Annotated in this window: 17 protein-coding genes; 11 read left to right on the top strand and 6 right to left on the bottom strand. The window is 45.3% G+C overall.

The genetic code is table 11. The features are described from left to right. Positions 1-28: 28 nt before the first annotated feature. The gene (gene pheT / locus U0033_RS16230; RefSeq protein ID WP_072359499.1) at positions 29-2449 is read right to left on the bottom strand and encodes a phenylalanine--tRNA ligase subunit beta; all 2421 of its coding nucleotides are present in this window, start codon (positions 2447-2449) and stop codon (positions 29-31) included. 539 nt (positions 2450-2988) lie between these two features. Here pheT and dnaB point away from each other — a divergent pair. From dnaB to U0033_RS16215, 3 genes are all read left to right on the top strand, one after another. Continuing rightward, complete coding sequence (gene dnaB / locus U0033_RS16225) at positions 2989-4557, top strand: replicative DNA helicase (RefSeq protein WP_072359497.1); 1569 nt, start codon at positions 2989-2991, stop codon at positions 4555-4557. 123 nt (positions 4558-4680) lie between these two features. After that, positions 4681-6033 (top strand): MATE family efflux transporter, encoded by a 1353-nt coding sequence (locus U0033_RS16220; RefSeq protein ID WP_083571479.1) that lies wholly within the window; start codon positions 4681-4683, stop codon positions 6031-6033. A gap of 23 nt (positions 6034-6056) precedes the next feature. Next, positions 6057-6485, top strand: coding sequence for a hypothetical protein (locus tag U0033_RS16215; protein WP_143150676.1), 429 nt, complete (start codon positions 6057-6059; stop codon positions 6483-6485). On the opposite strand, the gene U0033_RS16210 is transcribed toward U0033_RS16215, so the two are convergent. Genes U0033_RS16210 through U0033_RS16195 form a run of 4 tightly spaced genes read right to left on the bottom strand, consistent with a single transcriptional unit; the run spans position 6439 to position 9498 of the window. After that, positions 6439-7443, bottom strand: a complete 1005-nt coding sequence (locus U0033_RS16210) for a hypothetical protein (RefSeq protein WP_143150675.1) — start codon at positions 7441-7443, stop codon at positions 6439-6441. The genes U0033_RS16215 and U0033_RS16210 overlap by 47 nt on opposite strands. 50 nt (positions 7444-7493) lie before the next feature. After that, complete coding sequence (locus tag U0033_RS16205; protein ID WP_072359489.1) at positions 7494-8243, bottom strand: helix-turn-helix domain-containing protein; 750 nt, start codon at positions 8241-8243, stop codon at positions 7494-7496. Next, positions 8227-9108: a class A beta-lactamase gene (gene bla / locus U0033_RS16200; RefSeq protein ID WP_072359487.1), complete on the bottom strand. Its 882-nt coding sequence runs from the start codon at positions 9106-9108 to the stop codon at positions 8227-8229. Before bla ends, U0033_RS16205 begins: the two co-directional genes overlap by 17 nt. A 9-nt stretch (positions 9109-9117) precedes the next feature. Then, positions 9118-9498, bottom strand: coding sequence for a DoxX family protein (locus tag U0033_RS16195; RefSeq protein WP_072359485.1), 381 nt, complete (start codon positions 9496-9498; stop codon positions 9118-9120). A gap of 152 nt (positions 9499-9650) precedes the next feature. Here U0033_RS16195 and U0033_RS16190 point away from each other — a divergent pair, with 152 nt between their 5' ends. From U0033_RS16190 to U0033_RS16165, 6 genes are all read left to right on the top strand, one after another. Then, positions 9651-10352 carry an RsmE family RNA methyltransferase gene (locus U0033_RS16190; RefSeq protein ID WP_072359483.1) on the top strand — a complete coding sequence of 234 codons (702 nt, stop codon included), beginning with the start codon at positions 9651-9653 and terminating at the stop codon, positions 10350-10352. Between the two features lie 136 nt (positions 10353-10488). Beyond that, entirely contained in the window at positions 10489-11052 is a 564-nt protein-coding gene (locus tag U0033_RS16185) for a sigma-70 family RNA polymerase sigma factor (protein WP_072359481.1), read from the top strand. Between the two features lie 66 nt (positions 11053-11118). Continuing rightward, entirely contained in the window at positions 11119-12042 is a 924-nt protein-coding gene (locus U0033_RS16180) for a FecR family protein (RefSeq protein ID WP_072359479.1), read from the top strand. Positions 12043-12216: 174 nt separating this feature from the next. Further along, positions 12217-15525 (top strand): SusC/RagA family TonB-linked outer membrane protein, encoded by a 3309-nt coding sequence (locus U0033_RS16175; protein ID WP_083571472.1) that lies wholly within the window; start codon positions 12217-12219, stop codon positions 15523-15525. A gap of 11 nt (positions 15526-15536) precedes the next feature. Further along, a complete protein-coding gene (locus U0033_RS16170; protein WP_072359477.1) occupies positions 15537-17147 on the top strand; it encodes a RagB/SusD family nutrient uptake outer membrane protein in 1611 nt (536 codons plus the stop codon). A 170-nt stretch (positions 17148-17317) separates the two neighbouring features. Beyond that, positions 17318-19306, top strand: coding sequence for a glycoside hydrolase family 127 protein (locus U0033_RS16165; RefSeq protein WP_072359475.1), 1989 nt, complete (start codon positions 17318-17320; stop codon positions 19304-19306). Between the two features lie 79 nt (positions 19307-19385). On the opposite strand, the gene U0033_RS16160 is transcribed toward U0033_RS16165, so the two are convergent. Continuing rightward, complete coding sequence (locus tag U0033_RS16160) at positions 19386-20414, bottom strand: quinone-dependent dihydroorotate dehydrogenase (RefSeq protein ID WP_072359473.1); 1029 nt, start codon at positions 20412-20414, stop codon at positions 19386-19388. A gap of 540 nt (positions 20415-20954) precedes the next feature. Here U0033_RS16160 and U0033_RS16155 point away from each other — a divergent pair. Together U0033_RS16155 and U0033_RS16150 are read left to right on the top strand one after the other, a co-directional pair. After that, positions 20955-21458 carry an RNA polymerase sigma-70 factor gene (locus U0033_RS16155; protein ID WP_072359471.1) on the top strand — a complete coding sequence of 168 codons (504 nt, stop codon included), beginning with the start codon at positions 20955-20957 and terminating at the stop codon, positions 21456-21458. 318 nt (positions 21459-21776) lie between these two features. Continuing rightward, positions 21777-22895: a FecR family protein gene (locus U0033_RS16150; RefSeq protein ID WP_177318582.1), complete on the top strand. Its 1119-nt coding sequence runs from the start codon at positions 21777-21779 to the stop codon at positions 22893-22895. The last annotated feature ends 5 nt before the right edge of the window (positions 22896-22900 follow it).

The following is a 22900-nucleotide window of genomic DNA, read 5'->3' as shown; positions in this document are numbered from 1 at the left end:
TATTATACCTGAGTGGAGCCATCCAACATTATTTTCTGATCTCAGCCTGCAGTTGTGTCTGGAAGGTTTTGATGAGCTTTTCCATAACAGCATCGATCTCCTTGTCTGTCAGCGTTTTCTGTGCATCCTGGAAGGTGAAGCTCACTGCATAAGACTTCTTGTTTGTACCCAGTTTTTCGCTTTCGAATACGTCGAAGAGGTTCAGGTCCTGCAGCAGTGGTGATTTCACCTGTTTTGCTGCTGCCTCTACCGCTGCGTATTTCACCTGTTTGTCCAGGATCAGGGCCAGGTCACGGCGTACAGAAGGGAATTTCGGAATTTCTTTATAGAAGCTTTCCGTTTTCTGCAACAGGCTTATCAAATTCAGCCAGTTGAAATCTGCAAACCATACGGCCTGTTTGATGTCGAACTGTTTCAGTTTTGTGTTATCCACAGCGCCGAGGGTCACCACTGATTTGTTTTTCACCACGATCTCCCAGGTATTGTTTTCGCCTTCTTTATATTGCCATCCTTTGATACCCAGGAGTTGCAATACATTTTGCACATAGCCTTTGAGGAAGTAGAAGTCAACCGGTTCTGCTTTGTGCAGCCAGCTTTCTGCCACTTTCTGACCTGTGAGGTAGAGGCTCAGGTGAGCTGTTTCCTCATATTTATGTTCGCCGGTGATGGCGTAGGTATTACCGAATTCGAAGAACAGCAGGTTATCGTTTCTGCGGTTCAGGTTGTGGGCTACGCTTTCCAGGCCGGTTTCCAGCATGGAAGGGCGCATAATGTCGAGGTCTTCAGTCAGACTGTTGATCATGCGAACGGTCGTTGCCAATACCTCTGGGGTATAGTACTTACTGTTCGTGATGGAGTTGGTGAAGATCTCGTTGAAACCATTAGATGCCAGGTAGTTAGCCACCTTTTCACGGATCCTTTCCTTGTCAGGACGGGCAGCCGGAGAGGGGGTGATGGTTATCTGTGTAGGGATATCAATGTTATCCAGACCATCTATACGCATTACTTCTTCCACGATATCTGCAGGGATGCTGATATCTGGTTTGCTGAAAGGCACTGCTACGCGGAAGCGTTCTTCAGTTTTGGATACGAATGTGAATCCAAGACTAAGGAGGATGCGTTCGATTTTATCAGCAGGGTAAGCTTTACCGCTCAGTTTCTGGATATAGTTCCAGGAGGTTTCCACTTCCACAGCTGGTTTAGGTTGTGGATAAACGTCCACAATAGTAGAGGCGGCTTGTCCACCCGCCAGTTCACAGATCAGGGCCGCGGCACGTTGTAAAACGAATACGGTACCTGAGATATCCACACCTTTTTCAAAACGGGCAGCAGCGTCTGTGCGCAATCCATGGCGGAAAGAGGTAGGACGAATGCTGGCGGAAGCAAAGCAGGCGCTTTCGAGGAAGATATTAGTAGTGTTTTCGGTAACACCTGTGTGCAGGCCACCGAAAACACCCGCCAGGGCCATAGGTTCGCTATCTGCATTGCAGATGACGAGGTCAGCGGCGTCCAGTTTACGTTCCTTTTCATCGAGGGTGGTGAAAAGGGTATGCTGTGGCAGGTTTTTGACAATCACTTTACGGCCTTTGATGGTATCAGCATCGAAGGCGTGCAGTGGCTGACCCGTTTCATGCAGGATGAAGTTGGTAATATCCACTACATTATTAATGGAGCGGATACCGATAGCCTGCAGGCGATGTGTGAGCCATTCAGGAGAAGGGCCAACTTTCACACCTGTGAGGGTGATACCTGCATAACGGGGGCAGGCAGTGGTATTTTCGATGCTCACGCTGATATCGTAGCGCTCTTTTGCCTCCGGCAATGCTGCCAGGGTTGGGATTTTCGCTTTGTTATCCAGCGTATTAGCGATATTATTCAGGTAAGCGCACACATCTTTGGCAACGCCCAGATGACTCATGGCATCCATGCGGTTAGGGGTGAGGCCGATTTCATACACCCAATCTTCGAAGGGTTTGAATATTTCGCGGGCAGGGGTACCTGGGGTAAGGGAAGGATCCAGCACCAGGATGCCTGCATGACTGCTACCGAGGCCGATTTCGTCTTCAGCACAGATCATACCATGGCTTTCTTCGCCACGGATCTTTGCTTTTTTCATGGTCAGCGGTTCTCCGGAGGATGGGTAGATGGTGGCACCGATAGGGGCTACTACTACTTTTTGTCCGGCAGCAACGTTGGGCGCACCACAAACGACGTTGAGGGGCTCTGCTGCACCAATATTGACAGTAGTCAGTTTCAGTTTGTCTGCATTAGGGTGTGGTACTGCGGTGAGTACTTCGCCGATGACGAGTCCTTCCAGACTGCCTTTTACAGATTCGAATTTTTCCAGGCTTTCAACTTCCAGACCTATGCGTGTCAGGATCACAGATAGTTCCTCCGGTGTTGGTTTCACCGGCAAATAGTCACACAGCCAATTGTATGAAATAGTCATTTGTATAATTAATAAGTCCGTAAAGGTAAAATTAATGTACGAATGTGCCAATGAGTAAAGAGAATGGGAGGCTCGCTGTTAGCCCAACCCCTAAAAATCCAGTATTGCACAAAAGTGACTAAGATGTGTTAGCAATCTCTACCAAAAAGGTGCGATCTTTGCAGGATGTGGATAAGTCCGGCGATACACACATTGCGCATATCTCCAAACCATTGGGGAAAAACTTTTTTAACAATGTTTGTGATTATGTGCACCTTTGTATGGGGATTGCGTGTTAATAATGTGAATAATGTACTACTAGTCAGTGGATAACTGACATTTTGCGGGTGTATATCCTGTGAATTTGGTCTTATAAACTATATCAGCAATCAATCCTTGTTAAATGAATAAATGCGGTTACCTTAGTTTTTACGGCCCTAATAAGCTTTACAATTTGGACAATCGATAAAGGACATAACAGGTATAAAAAATTGTAAAAGAAACTAAGGATAGCCACGACATATAGTTTTTTTAGCTAACAGAATCAGATTAATAAATAAATGGATCTCAATCTAAAGAAAGACCGCAGCGGGCGACGTAAGCCGTCCGTTGACGTATCTACCATGATGTACGGTAAAATTCCTCCTCAGGCAAAGGAAATGGAAGAGGCCGTATTGGGAGCCATTATGCTGGAGAAAGGGGCGTTTGACACCGTGGTAGAGATCTTGAAAGGTGAATGTTTTTATGTAGAAGCACATCAGAAAATCTTTAGTGCCATGACCCGCCTGGCGGGCAAGTCCATGCCTGTGGACATCCTCACAGTGGTAGAAGAGTTACGTTCAATGGGTGAACTGGAGATAGTGGGCGGACCTTATTATATTACACGTCTTACTAATATGGTGGTGTCTTCTGCCAATATTGAGGCGCATGCCCGTATCATCCTGCAAAAGTTCATTCAGAGAGAGTTAATCCGCATTTCAGGAGAAATTTTATCTGAATCATACGAAGATACTGCCGACGTTTTCGACCTGCTCGACAGTGCCGAAAGTAAACTCTTTGAGGTGACGAACAATCACCTGCGTAAGAACTATGACAGCATCGACCGCGTATTGGTGAATACCATGAAGCGTATCGAGGACCTGCGTAATAAAGGCGATGATATCACAGGGGTACCTTCCGGGTTCCCTTCTCTGGATAAGGTGACTTATGGTTGGCAGTCAACGGATCTGATCATCATCGCGGCACGTCCTGCGGTGGGTAAGACCGCTTTCGCCCTGAACCTGGCCAGAAATGCAGCCTTGCATCCCCGCTTCCCGAAAGGTGCGGCCGTGTTCAGCCTTGAAATGTCCTCCGGGCAGATCGTACAGCGTATTCTCTCTGCCGAGTCAGAGATTAAGTTGGAAAAGATCACCAGAGGTAAGCTGGAAGAATACGAGATGAAGAAGCTGATGACCCATGGTATCGAAAGACTGGCGAAAGCGCCCATCTTTATTGATGATACCCCGGCACTGAACATCTTCGAGCTGCGTGCGAAAGCCCGTCGTCTTGTACATAACCATGGTGTAGGTGTGATCATCATTGACTACCTGCAGCTGATGAGTGGTCATGCGGATGGTAAGGGTAGTAACCGTGAGCAGGAGATCTCCAAGATCTCCAGGGATCTGAAAGGCCTGGCGAAGGAACTGCATGTACCGATCATTGCTTTATCACAGCTTTCCCGTGATGTGGAAAAGAGAAAGGATGGTAACAAGATGCCTCAGCTGTCTGACTTGCGTGAATCTGGTGCGATCGAGCAGGATGCTGACATGGTAATGTTCCTGTACCGTCCTGAGTATTACGAGATCAATACGAATGAGATGGGTGAATCTAATAAAGGTGAAACTCACGTGCGTATTGCAAAACACCGTAATGGTCAGCTGGATACGATCAAGCTGAGAGCGATCCTGGAATTCCAGCGCTTTGAGGATGATGGTAGTCTGGAGAACCCTGGTGGCGGTGGCGGCAACTTTATGCCGGTTTCAAATTCAGGGAATGATTCTTATGGCGGTGCGACAGATGAAGCGAAGCTGTATATCCAGAAAGGATCACGTATGAATGATATGGACTTCGATGAAGAGGCGCCTTTTTAGCAATAAAAAGGTTTAAGATATAAGGCGCTTCTTCACCGAAGCGCCTTTTTTTATTTCGGTATTTGTGAAGAGATGGCCTGCGGCCGGCTTTTAAAAAATGAAAATGATTTAAATTTTATCAACGTGTGGACTAAGTATCAAACTTATTATAAAGACAATTTTAAACTGGCTTATCCGGTCGTTATAAGTCAGCTGGGGCATACATTGGTGGCCCTGTCTGATACCATTATTATCGGGCATACCGGCGATGTACCATTGGCAGCTGTAGCGCTGGGTAGCAGTATTTTTTCTATCTGTATGGTAATCGGTATCGGCATGTCTTATGGCCTGACACCATTGATTGCACAGGAGTATGGCCGGCAGAATAAAACGGCTTGCGGCAACCTGCTGCGTCATAGCCTGGTGATTAATTTAGTGATGGGGGTGCTGATGAGTACATTGATTTATGCAGGGAGTAATTACTTGTATAAATTAGACCAGGTACCTGAAGTTGCCTTACAGGCTAAGCCATTCCTGAAATTATTAGGGTTATCTTATTTTCCTTTGATGGTGTTCCTGTCTTTTAAGCAATTTGCGGAGGGGCTCGGGTTTACCAAGCAGGCCATGCATATCAGCATTATCGGGAACATGGTGAATATTGTAGTGGGGATTGCATTGGTATACGGTATTGGTGGATTACCTAAACTGGGTGTGATTGGTGTGGGTATTGGTACCTTGACTGACCGGATCCTGATGGCTGTGGCAATGTGTTGGTATGTGCTGACAGCGAATCGTTTCAAACCTTATCTGAAGGAGTTCCGGAACAGGTATTTTTCATTGGAGATGATTAAGAAAATACTGGGTATTGGTACGCCGGTTGCCCTGCAGTATGTGTTTGAGATCAGTGCTTTTAGTAGTGCGATTATTATGGCCGGATGGATTGGTGCAAGAGAACAGGCAGCGCATCAGATTGCGATCAACCTGGCTTCTATTACTTACATGATGGCAAGTGGGATTTCTGCGGCAGCGGGGATTAAGAGTGGCAATCATTTTGGTGCGAAGCAGTTGAAGGAGTTACGCTTATCTGCGATCGCGAGTTATCATATGGTGTTGATGATGATGGGTACAACAGCCTTCATCTTTTTGGTGGGATGTAGGATATTGCCGCTCATGTATATCAATGATCCTGCTGTAATAGACATTGCGGCGCATCTGATCCTGATAGCAGCTTTCTTCCAGTTGTTCGATGGTACACAGGTCGTAGGCCTGGGTATATTGCGTGGATTGGGAGATGTGAAGGTACCTACGATCATTACCATGCTGGCTTATTGGGTATTGGGATTACCGGCTGCTTATTTATTAGGGATACATCTGGGTTATGGCATCCAGGGTATCTGGTGGGGGCTATTACTCGGATTACTCGCTGCATCGGTTTTATTGTTCTTAAGGTTCCAGCATAAGACTACTCAATTGAACGCTTTTACAAGGGTATCGTGACGGAAAAGCGGTATATTCATAGTATGATTATACACGGAGAACGGCCTTTCAGGCAACGCACAAAGCAGGGTTTAACCATCGCTCCTATGAAGAGCGGAAGGTTTATGCTGCGCGTAAAAAGTTCTCTGACTGCGAAGCGGGTGAAGAAGGATCCGGCGTTTAAATCATTGATAGAAGATGCCGGGAGAATGAAGATTGCTTCGCCTTTGGCGTCGCGGGTGTATAGGGAGCTGGAGATTGGGGATGTGAGGGTATACCGGCAAATGGTAGGTCGTGCAAAGGGTTTGCTGAAAGAAGGGATGGCCGAACCGAAGATTGAGATTATTTTAAGAAAAGAATATGGCCCGGTTGAGATGGTTTTCATTTCAACCGGGATTATTTATCCTGTAAGAGATGTACGGGTTATCAGCCTTTATCCTCCTTCCTCTTATGCTTATATAAGTTCCGCATAGCTTTTGTATTTGTAAGCAGTAACTGATCTGCTGCTTTATTTATCTGCTGCACGGAAAGTTTTTTCCATTGGGTGATATCTTCTTCAAATTCCTTGTGGAAAAGGCGTTTTGATAATGCGCTCATCACGTTGTAATTGGCCAGTGGGTGTTCGTTCACACTGTACTTATTGGCATTTTTGATAAAGAAATTTATCAGTGAATACATCATGCTATTTACCATACTGAGTTCAGTCAGCTTGGCCCTGTATTCAAGGTCCTTGCCTTCGATGCCGGGAAATAATTCATAGTCTTTTAAGTGCCGGCCTTCATGTGCAAGGTAGCTGACAAGGAATTTTTCGCTTTTCCTGTCGTAGGCATCCGCTACACAATACAGGGCATCGGTCACGGCCCATCCACCGGGGTAGAACTTCCCTAAGGAGGCGTATTCTTCCCAGCCCAGCGTAACAAAATTCTGCATGAGTACGACCCGTACATTTAAATGCTCTTTGTTGAGATGAAAAGCGTAAGTGGTGTCCGTTTGTTTTCGCCATACCAGCAGGTCGTACAGTTTACCCACCTTTCCAATACCGTCCGTAGCATAGTAGTTTTTTGATTTGATATAGGCATTGAAGGGTACATTCAATGAATCAACAGGCATTGTACCTGTTACATTAAAAAAATGGCATAGTTCTGTTGCCAGTTCTCCATCATAGTTTTTAGTACTATCTAATAATGATTGTCGCCAGTAGTGGTGAAAGATCAGGAGTAATGAATCGATGCCGGAGCTATGTTTTGCCAGGTAATCAGACTGGTCGTTTTCATATTTGAAACGTTTTTCAAAATCAGGGGCAAGGCTTTCGGGCACGTATTGCATGGCCCTGGATACGTTGGCATCTAAGCACAGGCTGTAAAACCGGCTTGAGTCGGACTGGGCAAAGGTGCAAAGCGGGAATAGTAGTAAGCAGAGAATAAGCCGCATTGTTTTTTATACAAAACAAGTGTAAGGGCGCTTGCTAAAATTGTATACAATTAACTTTTCAGCAGTTTGCGGAATTGTAAGGGGGAGATATGATAGGCTTTTTTAAATGAGCGGATAAAATGGGCATCATCATAAAAGCCGTTTTCGAAACTGATATCGGAGATAGTTTTCGGGGTATTCAGGAGTTGTTGTACGGCGTGATTCAGTTTGATTTTTAGCTGGTAGGTGCCGATGGTGTTCCCGGTTTTTTCTTTGAAGGCGCGGGCGAGGTAATTGGGGTGAACAAATACCCTTTGTGCGAGTGAGTGGGGGGTATGAAAAACATCTTTCTCTGCATGCAGGATCCCGATTAATTGTATGAGCCATGTGAGGTTTTTATTCGGTTCCGGCAATGGCTGGTCACCAAAGAAACCGGGATCTGCAGCAAAGGATTTGTTTAATAAGAAGTCTACAATTAGTTGATAGAAATAGCCTTTATTCTCTTTTGTATACAGGAAGAAATTTTCATTTTCTGTATGAGAGATTTCAATATTGATACAGGAAACGGTGTCAGTGACGAACTCGTTTTTATGGATGTGATCCCGTCTTCTGTATACAATGTCTCCTGGTTTGATCAGGATAGATTCATTTCTGAAGTTTTCAAGATATTCTCCGCTGAGGAGGATACTGAAATAGTCGTTTTTATGGGCATGCATAGCTGTCTCACCATACAGATGTGCTGTTTTGCTGAGGATCAGGTCATGCTGTACGCTGGTGCGTTCATTGACCCCTAAAAACTCACCTTCATTTAAAATGATCATATACGGCTTTTGAGATCTGTGCTATCCAGCCTTCTCTTTCCGCTTCGCTTCCTTTTGAATCTGAGACGAAGACTGTTAAGATCAGGTGTTTCCCATTTGGTAAGATAATGATACCGGTATCATTTGTGGCTGCGGTAAACCCGTTATGTGTACCGGAGGTACCTGTTTTATGCGCAACAATTGTACCGGCAGGTAGCTGGCCTTTGATGCGTTTAGGACCGGGATGTGATTCTGTCATATCTTTCCAGAGTACATCGTATGAACTTTTAGAGAGAATGTTGCTCTGGAAGTAGACCTTATACAATTGGGTGATTGCGATGGGGGTTGCCCAGTTGCGATATTGGATGGTATCGTTCGTTTGCTGTTCCTTTTCAGTGGTAGCGATGTTGATACCTTTTACGCCCAGACTCTTAATGTAATCATCTGTTTTTTTGGTACCGCCCAGTAAACGGAGCAGTACATCGCAGGCGGTGCCATCACTTTCCTGGATATTCAACCTGGAGATTTCCCGGATTGTCATATCTGCGCCACCGTGTGGATGGGCCTCACGTATAGGGCTATGTCCTAATGGCAGGATGTCATCATTGGTGATGGTGATTTTCTGATCCAGTTTATATTCTCCCAGGTCTACCTGATGCAGGATGGCGAAGGAGATCGGGAACTTGTACACGCTTTGCATAGGGTAATGATCATTGCCTTTGTAGGTAAGGGTATCACCGGTTTCCAGCAGCAGGGCAGCAACGCCGATACGTGATTTGGAATGTGTGGCAATGGAATCGATCGTTTTCCGTAAAGCGGTAGTTTGTGCGTGAACGCTAGCCGACAGGCAAGCTAACAATAGAACAATGGGTGTCTTCAGTGGCATTGTATGGTTTTATAGCCCTGAAGATACGCCATAAAGTTTATGATAGGTGAAATAGCTGATGGCCAGGATCAGCATGACAAAGACCGGGAAGAATGTTTGTCCGTTTGACAAGCCATCGACAGCGGCATGGGATACTGCAGCGCTGATCAGGTTGAAGGTAAAGCCTGCGTAAGCCCATTCTTTAATTCTGCCTTTGAAGAAGGGGAGGATGAGTACCAGGGCACCTGTTATCTTGAAGATGGTAAGTAGTACACGGAAGTATTCAGGATATCCTAAATGTGCAAACCCTTGTTTTGCCAGGTCAGAATTGCCATAGATGGCAGGCATGACACCTTCGAAGAGGAAAAAGAGGATGGTCGTGATCCAGTAAATGATTTTAGTCGCTTTCATATGATATAATTTACAATTGCAAACATAATTTTGTTCAGAATAAGTTGTGAGGGGTGGGTACGTCAATTATGAGGGGATTTGCGACTTGAGTTAAAGCAGGATTTACATCCTGTATAGGTCATTTTTCAGATCAATTAGATAGCTTTGCACCCATGTTTTACGCAAAAGAACTGCTGCCAACTGCAGCCACATATACAATGGATGAACCTGGTTCCAAGTATTGCATTATGGTATTGCGCCATACTGCAGGGGATGAGGTAGCGCTGACGGATGGGAAAGGAGGGCGTTACCAGGCAGTGATTACGGATGATAACCGGAAGAAATGTGTGCTTTCCATTTCTCAATACACCCTGATGCCGGCGGTAGCGGCACCTGTAAGGTTGGCGATTGCGTTTACAAAGAATACTTCGCGTATTGAGTGGTTCCTGGAGAAGGCCACAGAAATTGGTATTCAGTCAATTATACCCCTGATCAGTCATCGTTCTGAAAAGGAAAAATTCCGGGTGGACAGGTTAGAGAATATCCTTGTTTCTGCTATGCTGCAATCCCAGCAATATTACCTGCCGGATTTAACGGCGCCACTGAGTTTTGATAAACTGGTAGCTGAGCCGCCTGCTGAGCAATTATTGATTGCGCATTGTTTACCTGAACAAAAACAACATCTCTGGCAGGCGATGGAAAAAGGGAAAGATTCATTGCTCCTGATTGGACCTGAGGGAGATTTTACGCCCGAAGAAATTACAATGGCCCTTGGTAGGGGATTTAAACCTGTATCACTTGGTGAAACCAGGTTGCGTACGGAAACTGCGGGTGTGGTGGGTGTGACGATGATGAATGCAGTGAATGCGGAGTAAACAGGGGATTCGTAGGAGGTCTGTGGAGGGCATAATTAAATTCAGCCTGATTCACTGCTAAGCCCTGACGAATGTTGTTTAAAAGAAAAAATAATTGTAGATTACACACTTATAATATATACTTTATAAGTACCACGTGAAAAATGCGCATCTTCATCAGGATTCCGATCTATGGAATTTGATAAAAGCGGATTCTATTCCGGCTTTTAATGAAGTATACTCCCGCTACTGGGAGCAGTTATTCCGCGTGGCTTACAAGCGGCTTCCTTCCAAAGAAATTGCAGAAGAAATTGTACAGGATACATTTATTATTCTTTGGGAAAAGCGGCATACCATTGAGGTGGAAATTTTAAAAAGTTATCTCTTCGCTATTACCCGTTACGCTATATTTCATTATCATGCCCGTCAGGAGACCATTCGCACCCGTATGCAGGAAATGGCTGCCATGACGCAATCTGCACCGGATATAGAAGCCATTGTGAATGCCCGTTTACTCTTACAACTGGTAGATGCGATTGCTGCGGAACTACCTGAAAAAAGCCGGCTTGTATTTGCTGATAATAAGCTGAAAGATCATGCGCTTTCTGAATCTGCCCAGTCCTTTAATATCTCCGTCAAAACTGCTGAAGGACATCTGACCCGCGCACTAAAAACTGTGCGTTTAAAACTGGGCACTTTATATACGACTTTATTTATGTGATATTTTTTTTGAAAGACCAAGGGTATTCCTTTTAAAATATACTCTACTTATAAAAGGGCAATTCCCATGTCAGGAGAAAACATCCAGGAACTAGCTGAAAAATGGCTGAATGGCACCGCAACGCCTGCTGAAATACAGCGCTTGCAGGAGTGGTACCATGAGCAGGAAGCGATGCTTACGCCGGTTCCGGATGCGGAAATGGGGGCAAGGATCAGGCGGGGAATTGAGATTGGCAGGCGGCCTGGAATGCCTTTTAAATGGATAGGGGTAGCTGCAGCTGTGTTGTTGTTGATGATAGGCGGGTATCATTATTATAACAGGCCAGTGTTACAGCGGCAAATGGCTGTATATGTTCCCCGTGAGCACCAGAACCGCTTATTATTGCCGGATAGTTCTGAGGTATGGCTCAATGCAGATAGTAAATTAACGTACAACGAAACTGACAACCAAAGAGTAGTAATGCTGGAAGGCGAGGCCTTCTTTAATATTAAGCAGGCGGCCGGCCGGCCTTTCGTCGTTAAAGCAGGCCCCTGTACCGCCACCGTTTTAGGGACATCTTTCAACATTAAAGCTTACAAAAATGATCCAAAAGTACTCATCACCGTCGCCACCGGCAAAGTTCAGGTACAAGATCAGCATCAGCAATTGAAAGTGCTCACTGCCAACAAACAGATCGCGCTGGAATCAATCACAGGAGCGATCAGAGAAAAACAAGTAAACGCAGTCGTATATAAAGCCTGGATAGACGGCAGCTTTGAAGTAAACAATGAAACCTTTGAAGAAGTTGCCAATCGTCTTAGCCGGAAGTATGGTGTAGATATTCACTTTGATAATTCGGCACTTGCGCACTGCACTTTCCTGGCGAGTTTTGACCAGGCAGCCAATCTACCGTTCATTTTATCCATGTTGTGTAAGATTAACAATTCCACATTTAGCATTAGTGAAGATAAGCGAGAGGTAACGATTTCAGGTAGTGGCTGTAATAATTAGGATAGTTTTTTATTGACCAAATATTCCCGTTATGAAATTTATCAGCATGCCCGCCGGTGATTCTTCATGATAGAAAGAACATAGCGCTTTCAGCATCCACGGTCTGCAAACTTCAGATGCCTTAGCGCTACGGCACTGTACTTCTATTACATCATACAAAATGCATTTAAAGATATGAAATACTGCGGTATTTTAAGCGGGATTCCTATTCCCTTATACGAACGTTTTCAACCGTTATTAAAGATCATGCGCTTCCTGTTCCTGGTCATACTGGTTTTATGTACAACGACGCTGCTGTTGGTAGCCCGCGATAGCCGTGGGCAGGATCTGAGCGCCATCAGACTACACCTGAATATTCGTGACGCCAAACTGGATAAGGTGTTAAAACAAATTGAACGCAACACTGAATTGTTTTTTATTGTGGATGGGAGTATTGCACAGCTGACAGCAGTGTCTGCCCTGGAAGATAAAGAACGTTCTCTCAAGGAGATCCTGGATGCTGTACTGGGTCCGAATGATCTTGCTTATATCCAGGATGGGCATTACATCATTATTAAAAAGTCGATCCCGGTTGATTTTGCCAAACCTATTTCTGGGGTGATCACCGATGAGAAAGGTGATCCCTTGCCTGGTGTGAGTATCTCCATCAAAGGTTCTCACGCGGGTACGATCTCTAATGAGAAAGGTATTTTCACGCTGAATAGTATCACTGAGAATGATACACTACTGGTTAGTTATGTAGGGTATAAAACACAGGTAGTACCAGTGAAAGGAGCGAGCCAGCTTACGATCCGCCTGGTATTGAGTGAAAACTCCCTGCAGGACGTGGTGGTGATTGGGTATGGTAGTCAGCGTAAAGGTGATCTCACCAGTTCTGTGGCTACCGTAAAATCTGAAAATTTTGTGAAGGGGAATGTGTTGGATGCGGGGCAGTTATTGCAGGGCAAGGTGGCGGGGCTGACTATCTCTGCACCAAGTGGTGACCCTACCAGTGGTACACAGATACTGCTGCGTGGTAATACGACTTTGTTAGGTGCGAATAGTAGTCCGCTGGTATTGATCGATGGTATTCCCGGTGATCTGAAAACGGTTGCCCCGGAAGATATTGAATCTATGGATGTACTGAAAGATGGCTCTGCGGCTGCGATTTATGGGACCCGTGGTACGAATGGGGTGATCATCGTGACTACCCGCAGACCCAGTGGCGCGTATACGAGTTCTGTAGATTATAGTGGATATGTGGGTACGCAGACAATTGCCCGTAAGCCGGATATGCTGACTGCTGCAGATTATCGCCGGCAGATAGCTGAAGGTACCCGTGATAAATCATGGGATCTGGGTGCTAATACTGATTGGCAGAAAGCTATTACCCAGGACCCGATCACACATGTGCATAACCTGACTTTCCGGGGTGGTAACAGTAAGACGAATTACCTCGCGAACGTGAACTATCGTGCATTGGAAGGGATTATGAAGAAGTCAGACAACAATACGTTTACAGGCAGGATTGACATCAACCACAGTATGCTGGATGATAAGCTGCGTATCAATGTAGGTTTATTGAATTCCAACAATAAGTTTACAACTACCGGGGATGGTTATAGTTTTAATGGCTATACGTACAGGCAGGCACTGATCCGGAACCCGACCTCTCCGATTTACGATTCTACCGGCAAATGGTTTGAACAGACAGGTTTGTTCAACTATGAGAATCCTTTGTCCAGGCTGTATGAGAGCGATGGTGAAAATACGTCTCAGAACACACGTATGAACAGTACGATCACCTTGCTGCCAATAGAAGGATTGAAATTGTCTGCCTTATTTTCTTATACCCGATATAATGAAGAGCGTGGTTATTCAGAAACCAAACAAAACATATCCACATTGCGTGATGGGAAGAACGGGTATGCTTCTGTGGGTTCATTGCAGAATGTGCAACGGCTGATGGAACTGACTGCACAGTATAATAAGAATATTGGGAAACATAAGTTCAGTGTGATGGGAGGATATAGTTACCAGGAAACTGATTACCGCAATCATTATATGCAGAACTGGGATTTTCCTACTGACCGTTTTTCTTATAATGATATTGGTATAGGATATGCGCTGAAACAAGGGCTGGCACCGGAGTTCAGTGAGAAATCAGAAACGAACCTGATTGGTTTCTTTGGTCGTGCTACTTATAGTTATAATGATAAGTATTTATTGCTGGCTTCTATGAGGCATGAGGCAGCGAGTCAGTTGTACGGTACGAAACAGCCATGGGGTAATTTCCCTGCGGTGTCATTGGGCTGGCGACTGAGCAATGAGCCTTTTATGAAAGGGATCAGCTGGCTGACGGATTTGAAACTCCGTGCGGGTTATGGTGTAACGGGTACACAGCCTACGGATCTGTTCCTGGGTGTGGGGATACTGAGTTATGGTGATTATGTGTATAATAATGGGGTATGGATCCAGACATTGGGACCTTCTCAGAATCCGAATGATAAACTGCGTTGGGAAGAGAAGCATGAATCCAATTTTGGGATCGACTATACATTATTTAATGGTCGTGTGAGTGGTAATGTGGATTATTATATCAGGAGGATCAACGGTTTGCTGTATGATTACCAGGTACCTAGTCCGCCGAATTTATATGATCGTACCCGTGCGAACGTAGGTAAGATGGAGAACAAGGGTTTGGAAGTAATGGTGAATATCATTCCGGTGAAGACGAGTGAATTTGAGTGGAGTACCAGCCTGATGTTCTCTACGAATACGAATAAACTGATTACGCTGAGTAATGAATTGTACCAGACCAGTGTGGATTACATAACAGAAGGAGGAACAGGGGAACCTATTCAGACGTTTACAAGCCTGGTGAGAGTAGGACGTAATATTGGTGATTTCTATGGTTTTAAGGTAGTGGATATTTCCAGTGAGGGAAAGTGGATCTATGAAGGCCGTGATGGAAAACCGCAGGCGTATAGTAATTACCAGCATGCATTTGAGGACAAGCGGGTATTGGGTAATGGTTTGCCAAAGTATTATGGTGGATGGAACAATACATTCCGGTATAAGAATTTTGATCTGAATATTACGATGCGTGGTGCATTTAAATACCAGATACTGAATGTACAGCGCATGTATTATGAGAATACTGGTTTGCAGCAGTATAACCGTCTGAAATCAGCGTATGATAAGGTGTATGGTAAGGCGGTGCTGAGTACGGATATGCCGCTGGAGTTCAATAGTAATTATGTGGAAAACGGTGATTTCTGGAAGATAGATAACATTACAATAGGTTATAATTTCAGTCATATTCAGAATAAGTACATCCATGGGGCGAGGGTATATGCGTCAACGTTGAATACGCTGACCCTGACAGGTTACAAGGGGATAGATCCGGAGGTGAACAGACTGGGCCTGGCGCCTGGTGTGGATGAAAGGGATAAGTATCCTTCTGTCAGAACATTTACTGTGGGTGTGAATCTGAATTTTTAAAACCAAAAGCAATGAAAAGATATATATGGATAGCAGTGCTGTTTGCAATGGCCTGTACCAAACTAAAGGATACCAGTTATAATAAGATCATTGATAGCCAGTTTGATCCGACGACGGAAGATTTGGCGAGCCTGGTAGGTACTGCGTATGTAAATTGGCGTTATGTGCTGAATGACTGGAACGGTTTATTCCGTGCAGAGGAAGTATCGGGGGATGAGGTGGTGATACCTGCGAGGCCGAATGGCTGGGTAGATGGTGGGGTTTACCTGCGTATACATGAGCATACCTGGACAGCGGACGATGATATAGTGGTGCAAACATGGGGGCGTGCGTATGCGGGGATTACGAATTGTAACCGGGTGATTTACCAGCTGGAGTCAGGGATCATACCTATTTCTGATTCAGCGGCCAAGCATGCTACGCTGGCGGAATTGCATGTATTGCGGGCGTCCTATTATTATGTGTTGTGTGATTTTTATGGGAATGTACCATTGGTGACGACGTTCAAGGTGCCGGATGGTTATTTGCCTACACAGAACACACGGAAAGAGGTATACGAATTTATTGTGCATGAGGTGAATACTTATCTGCCATTGCTGAGTGCGAAGAATGGTGGAGCGGCGTATGGGAAATTTAACCAGTGGGCAGCGCATGCCTTGCTGGCAAAGATGTATCTGAATGCGGAGGTGTATAGTGGCACACCGGCCTGGGAGGAGTGTATAAAGCAGTGTGATACGATCATGAATTCAAATGTAGGCTTTGCATTGGAGGCTGCGCAGAAAAATGTGTTCATTACGGAGAATGAGAACTCACCTGAGATCATTTTTGCATTGCCTTTTGATGAGACGTATGTAACGAACTGGAATGCATTTGATATTCATATGGAGACTTTGCAGCCGGCGAACCAGGCGACGTATAATCTGAAGTCAACACCCTGGGGTGGTATTTGTGCGATACCGCAGTTTATCAGTACGTATGATGCGGATGATGACCGGTTGAAGGATAACTGGATTAAGGGGCAGCAGTATAGTGCGAGTGGGGAGGAGTTGATGTGTACGATGGGTGCTTATACAGGGAAGCCGCTGAATTATATTAACGTGGTGCCGGGGATAGATGCGTCTGAGGAGGTGCATGGGTATAGATTAGGGAAGTTTGAGATTAAGCAGAAGGCGCAGGTGCAGTTGAGTAATGACTGGCCTTTGTTCAGGTATGCGGATGTGTTGATGATGAAGGCGGAGAGTTTATTGCGTACGGGGAAGACGGCGGATGCGGCGGCGTTGGTAACGTTGGTACGTCAGCGTTCTTTTACTACGAATCCTGCGAAGGCGGTGGTAACTGCGGCGGATTTGCTGAAAGGGAGTAGTTATAGTTATGGGTTGAGGAATCATAATGATTCCACGTTTGAGGGGGGCAGTGATGTGACATATGGAAGATTTTTGGATGAGTTGGGATGGGAGTTTAGTCAGGAGGGCAGAAGGAGGCAGGATATGATCAGGTTTGGGGTGTTTACGAAGAAGAGTTGGTTTTCGCATAGTCCGAATGGGGATTATAGGAGTTTGTACCCGATACCAAGGACGGAGTTGAATAAGAATGGGAATTTGAAGCAGAATGCGGGGTATTGATTTGAGGTTTTAAAAGGGAGCTCTTTAGGCGATAAATTTATAAAAGAAGGTCTTGTCTTTTTGGGGCAGATCTGTTTTTAAAGAGGGTTCTTTTGTAGATTGATTTTTGTTAAAGGTCTATTTAGAGAAGGGCTACGGCCCTTTTCTTTCGGTTATAAACATGCACGATTATGAAGCGATTATTTTTATCATTATCACTATTCTATTCAGTTAACTTATCTGCACAACAGGCGGATTACCCTATCAGGGCAGTGAATTTCACGGCGGTGAAATTAGCGGACAATTTTTGGTTGCCGCGGATTCAGGTGAATCATAATGTGACGATTCCAGCGTCGTTTGCGCGGTGTGAGAATACCGGCAGGGTGAAGAATTTTGAGATGGCGGCAGCGCATTCGGGGAAGTTTTGTACGAAGTTCACATTTGATGATACGGATATTTATAAGACGATAGAAGGGGCCTCGTTTTCGATGGCCGTGACACCGGATAAGAAGATGGATCAATATGTGGATTCGCTGATAGGGATAGTGGCGAAGGCACAGGAGCCGGATGGTTATTTGTATACGGCGAGGACGATAGATCCTTTGCATCCACCAGAGTGGGCGGGACCGGAACGTTGGGTAAATGAGCATGTGATGAGTCATGAGTTGTATAATTCAGGGCATTTGTTTGAGGCGGCGAGTGCGCATTTCCTGGCAACGGGGAAGCGTAATTTTTTGGATATCGCGTTGAAGAATGCGGATTTGCTGGTGAAGACATTTGGGCCGGGGAAGAGGGGAGTGGCACCGGGGCATGAGGTGGTAGAAATGGGATTGGTGAAGCTGTACAGGATAACGGGGCGTAAGGATTATTTAGCCCTGGCTAAGTTTTTTATAGATGAGAGGGGGAAGCGTGGATATAATAAGGAGAGTAAGAGTGAGTGGCAAAATGGGAAGTACTGGCAGGATGATAAGCCGGTGACGGCGCAGGATGAGGCGGAAGGGCATGCGGTGCGTGCCATGTATTTGTATGCAGCGATGGCGGATATAGCGGCGATAGATGGGGATACGGCTTATTTGGCGGCGATAGACAGGATATGGAATAATATGACAGGGAAGAAGATTTATGTGCAGGGGGGAATAGGTGCGGTGCCGGATGGGGAACGGTTTGGGGAGGATTATGAGTTGCCGAATGCGACGGCTTATAATGAGACTTGTGCGGCGATCGGGAATGCGTTTTGGAATGAAAGGATGTTTTTGTTGCATGGGGATGCTAAGTATGTTGATTTGTTGGAGAAGGTGATGTATAATGGGTTGATATCCGGGTTGGGATTGGATGGGAAATCGTTTTTTTATACGAATGCGATGCAGGTAACGGATGATTTTAAGCATGGGAGTTTGGAGCGGTCTCGGTCAGGGTGGTTTGAGTGTTCTTGTTGTCCGACTAATTTAGTTCGTTTTTTGCCTTCAGTACCGGGGTATATGTATGGGCAAAATGGGAGTAAATTGTATGTGAATTTGTTTATTAATAGTACGGCGAATTTGAAGGTGAATAATAGTGATGTGGTGCTTACGCAGCAGCATGCATATCCGTGGGAGGGGAATATATCATTGAAGGTGGATCCGGTGAAGGCGGCGGCGTTTGAGTTGTATGTGAGGGTACCTGGATGGGTGAGGGGAGAGGCGATACCGGATGGATTATATAAGTTTAGGGATACGACGGCGGATGCTGTGGTGGTGTATGTGAATGGCCAGGCGGTGCCTTATAAGATGGAGAAGGGGTATGCGGTGTTGAACAGGATGTGGAAGAAGGGGGATGTGGTGACGATGAATTTGCCGATGAAGGTGAAGGAGGTGGTTGCGGATGGTAGGTTGGTGGATGATGTGGGGAAGGTGGCGATACAAAGGGGGCCGTTGGTGTATTGTGCGGAGTGGAAGGATAATGCGGGGCAGGTGAGTGATTTGTTTGGGTTGGGGGATAAGTGGGAAGTGGTGAAGGAGGGTATGTTGAATGGAGTGGTGGTGTTGAAGGGAGAGGGGAAGAGAGTGGAGGTGAGGGAGAGTGGGGTGGAGACAGTTACGCAGGGGGTGACGTTGATACCTTATTATAGTTGGGCGAATAGAGGAGAGGGGGAGATGAGTGTTTGGTTTTTGGAGAAGGTGAGAGGGGTGAGTTTGAGGTGAGAATATTAGAATCGATTTGAGAGAGATATTAAAAGGCTGTTCTAATCAGAACAGCCTTTTAATATCTCTTTATTACAACTTATCCTTTTTTCAACCCATCACATATCTTCTTCGCAATCGTTGGCCCCTCGTAAATAAACCCGGTGTACACCTGTACCAAACTTGCCCCCGCATCCAATTTCTCCTGTGCATCTGCTGCTGTAAAAATCCCTCCTACCGCGATAATTGGCATACTGCCTTTTGTCTTCTGGGAAATATACTTAATCACAGCTGTCGCCTTATCTTTCACTGGCAAGCCACTCAATCCACCTGCGCCCATCGCTTCCACTTCGCTTGCAGGTGTTTGTAAACCTTCCCGGCTGATTGTTGTATTTGTAGCCACAAGCCCGGCCAACTTCGTCTCTGTCACAATTTCAATAATATCATCCAGTTGACTATCGGTCAGATCTGGTGCTATTTTTAACAGGATTGGTTTCGGCTTTGCCTTCTGTTCATTCAGCATCTGCAAATGATGCAGTAACTGTTTCAATGGTTCCTTTTCCTGCAACGCACGCAGATTTGGGGTATTGGGTGAACTTACATTGACTACAAAGTAATCCACCACATCGAACAAGGCCTGGAAGCATTTTTCATAATCACTAATTGCCTCTTCATTGGGAGTGATCTTGTTTTTCCCGATATTGCCCCCGATAATGATATCTGACTTCCGCTTCTGCAACCGCTTTGCCGCAGGCACAGCCCCACCATTATTAAATCCCATCCTGTTGATCAGCGCCTTATCTGTAGGCAAGCGGAACAAACGAGGCTGGTCGTTACCCGGCTGAGCCACCGGTGTAACAGTGCCAATCTCCACAAATCCAAATCCAAGACTAGCCAGTTCATCCGTATACTTCGCATCCTTGTCGAATCCGGCCGCTAAGCCTACGGGATTCTTGAAGGTTAATCCCCATAAAGTCCGTTCCAGCCCGGTCTTTTTAGACATACAAAATGAATGGAGAATCTGTTTGCCCAGTGGTATGGCGTGCAAAATATGCAGGCCTTTCATTACCTGATAGTGGATTTTTTCCGGCGGAAAACGGAAAAACACCTTTTTGATTAAATTATACATGCGGCACAAAGATAATGTTAAACCAGAAAAGCAAAAGAGAGATCCTCGTCATTTCCGTGTTGTCACAATGAAACTTTTATTATTTATAATTGCATTGATCTTCATTCCGGAATACTATTTTTGTAGCCAGGTATTGAATCATTTTACATTTTAATTACCAAAATAGCTGCTGATGATTGGTGATACTTATGGTGTCAGGAGGTATTGGTGGGCGACGGCTGGTTATAGGAGTTGAGGGGTATTGTTGAGGTTAGGGTAATGGCTTGGATTAGGAGTAATGTGAGGGTTGGCATTGGTAGCTTGCGGAGGATTGGCTAGCCACAGGAATTATGGTCTGGAGTTAGTAATCATAGTCTTCGTTGGGAGTATTTACTGATGTTGGGGTAATGGCTTGGATTGGGAGTAATGCCTGGGTTGGAAATGGTAGGATTGGCCAATTACAGGAATACCAAACTGGGTTTTGGACACTAGCCTGTATTGTGAGTAATACGCTGCGGCCCGCTTTAAAATTAAAATGAGTCATATTTTGTAACCGATATCATGCTAGACCGCCACACATTTGAAGCCATTTTTAAGGAGTACCATGCACAGTGCGTGGCTTTTGCTGTGCATTATACCGGGGATGTTCATGAGGGGGAAGAGGTCGTACAGCAGGTTTTTCTTAAGCTTTGGGAGAAACGGGAGAGTGTAGATATTACAGGGATGGTGAAGTCTTATCTTTTTGCGGCTATCCGGAATACGGCGATTAGTAATTGGCGGAAAGATACTGTTAGGAATGAAAAAGAGCAGGGGGCTGGGTATGAATTAGCCCCGTCAGTAACGGTTTCCCAGGCCTGGGAGCTGGAAAAGATGTATCAGCAGGCGTTGGAGAAATTGCCCGAGCGGTGTAGGGAGGTATTTGTGCTGAGCAGGCAGCAGCAGTTGAAATATGCGGAAATTGCGGTGCTGATGAATATTTCGGTGAAGACTGTTGAGAATCAAATGGGGAAGGCGCTGAAGCATATGCATAAAGAATTGAAGGAGTATTTGGGGATGTTTTTGTAGGATTGGTGGGGTTTTATAATGATTTGAGGTGCTTGTTTTAGGAGTGTTTCCTTTCTTAGGTTTTTTGAGTAGGATTTTATTTTTAGGATTCTTTCGTTAGGATTCTTCTTGGCAGGTTTTAAAGCGTTTTCTGCTTCCAGGTATATAGGTTTTCCTCTTTTTTTAAGTTTCCCGTTCAGGGCTTTCCCATTTTCCCGGCCCCGGGGATAAAATTTTCCAGTTCAATAGGGGCCTCCCTCCTTTGCAGGCGTCCTTTATCAAACCGGCAATCCTTATTTTTGCCCGGCGAATCTGTAAATCTACTAACTGTACATGACTATGCTTACACCAGATGAGGCATTATATACCCTCCTATGCAAGTATCTGCTGAATGAAGCGGATAGCAATGAGCAGCAATGGGTAAATACCTGGCTTCGGGCTAATCCTGAGCACCCGGTATTGCTGGCTTCTCTGGATAAGTTGTTGCGTACAGCTGCTGAACAGGCGGTTCAGGGGGCAATGGATACGGAGACGGCATGGCGATTATTGAGTAGCAGGATAGATGAAGGTATGGGGGGGCGAGCTGGAATTGGAATATATGAAGTGGGTGAATCGAATGAAGCGGGTGTATTTGAAAAAGAGGGTGAATTAGATGAAGAGAGAGAACTGGATGAATTGAGAGATTTGAACGAGGAGGGTGATTTGAACGACGTGGGCTATTTTAATGAGCGGGATGAGCGTTTAGTTCATAAAGGAGCTAACCGCTCTTTCAAACTCACCCGTTGGCTAGCTGCCGCTTCCATCCTCCTCTTGATCAGCGCAGTCCTCTGGTTCTTTATCCATCAAAGCGAAAGGCAAATCAACTATAACGGCGCCCAGCTGGTCAAACTGGATGATGGCTCCAGTGTCCGGCTGGATCCCGCCGCTCAGCTACAGGTGCTTCCTGGTTTTGGAAAGAAAAACCGTAAAGTTATCTTGAAAGGAAAAGCTGAATTTGATGTAACTACTGATGCTGCACATCCGTTTATTATAGACCTCGGAAACCAGGCTATTACTGTGCTGGGTACCCGGTTTAGTGTGGATAACAGCCATCAGTTGCGGGTTTTTATCAATTCAGGAAAAATTAAAGTTAGCAGGGAGCGGGATAGTGTAATTTTGACCGCTGGGATGTTGCTGGAAGAAGACAGCAGTAAACAACAGTACCAGGTAGGCGCACATATTAAAGATGCTGCCACACAGGCTATCGTGTTTAAGGATACGCCTTTGCGCGAAGTGTTGCAGACCATTAATGTGTTGTATCATGTTAATGTAAGTGCTGATGCTGATCTGATGGGGTTACCGGTTACAGCGAATTATACAGGAGAATCTGTGCAGAATGTACTGGAAGGTATTGCTTATTTATCGAATGCAAATGTCATTATAAAAGGTGATGATTATGAGTTGAGGAGGCAGGAATAACTATT

The sequence above is a fragment of the Chitinophaga sancti genome (assembly GCF_034424315.1).
Classification (GTDB): Bacteria; Bacteroidota; Bacteroidia; order Chitinophagales; family Chitinophagaceae; genus Chitinophaga; species Chitinophaga sancti.
This window is presented reverse-complemented; position numbering and strand designations above follow the sequence as displayed.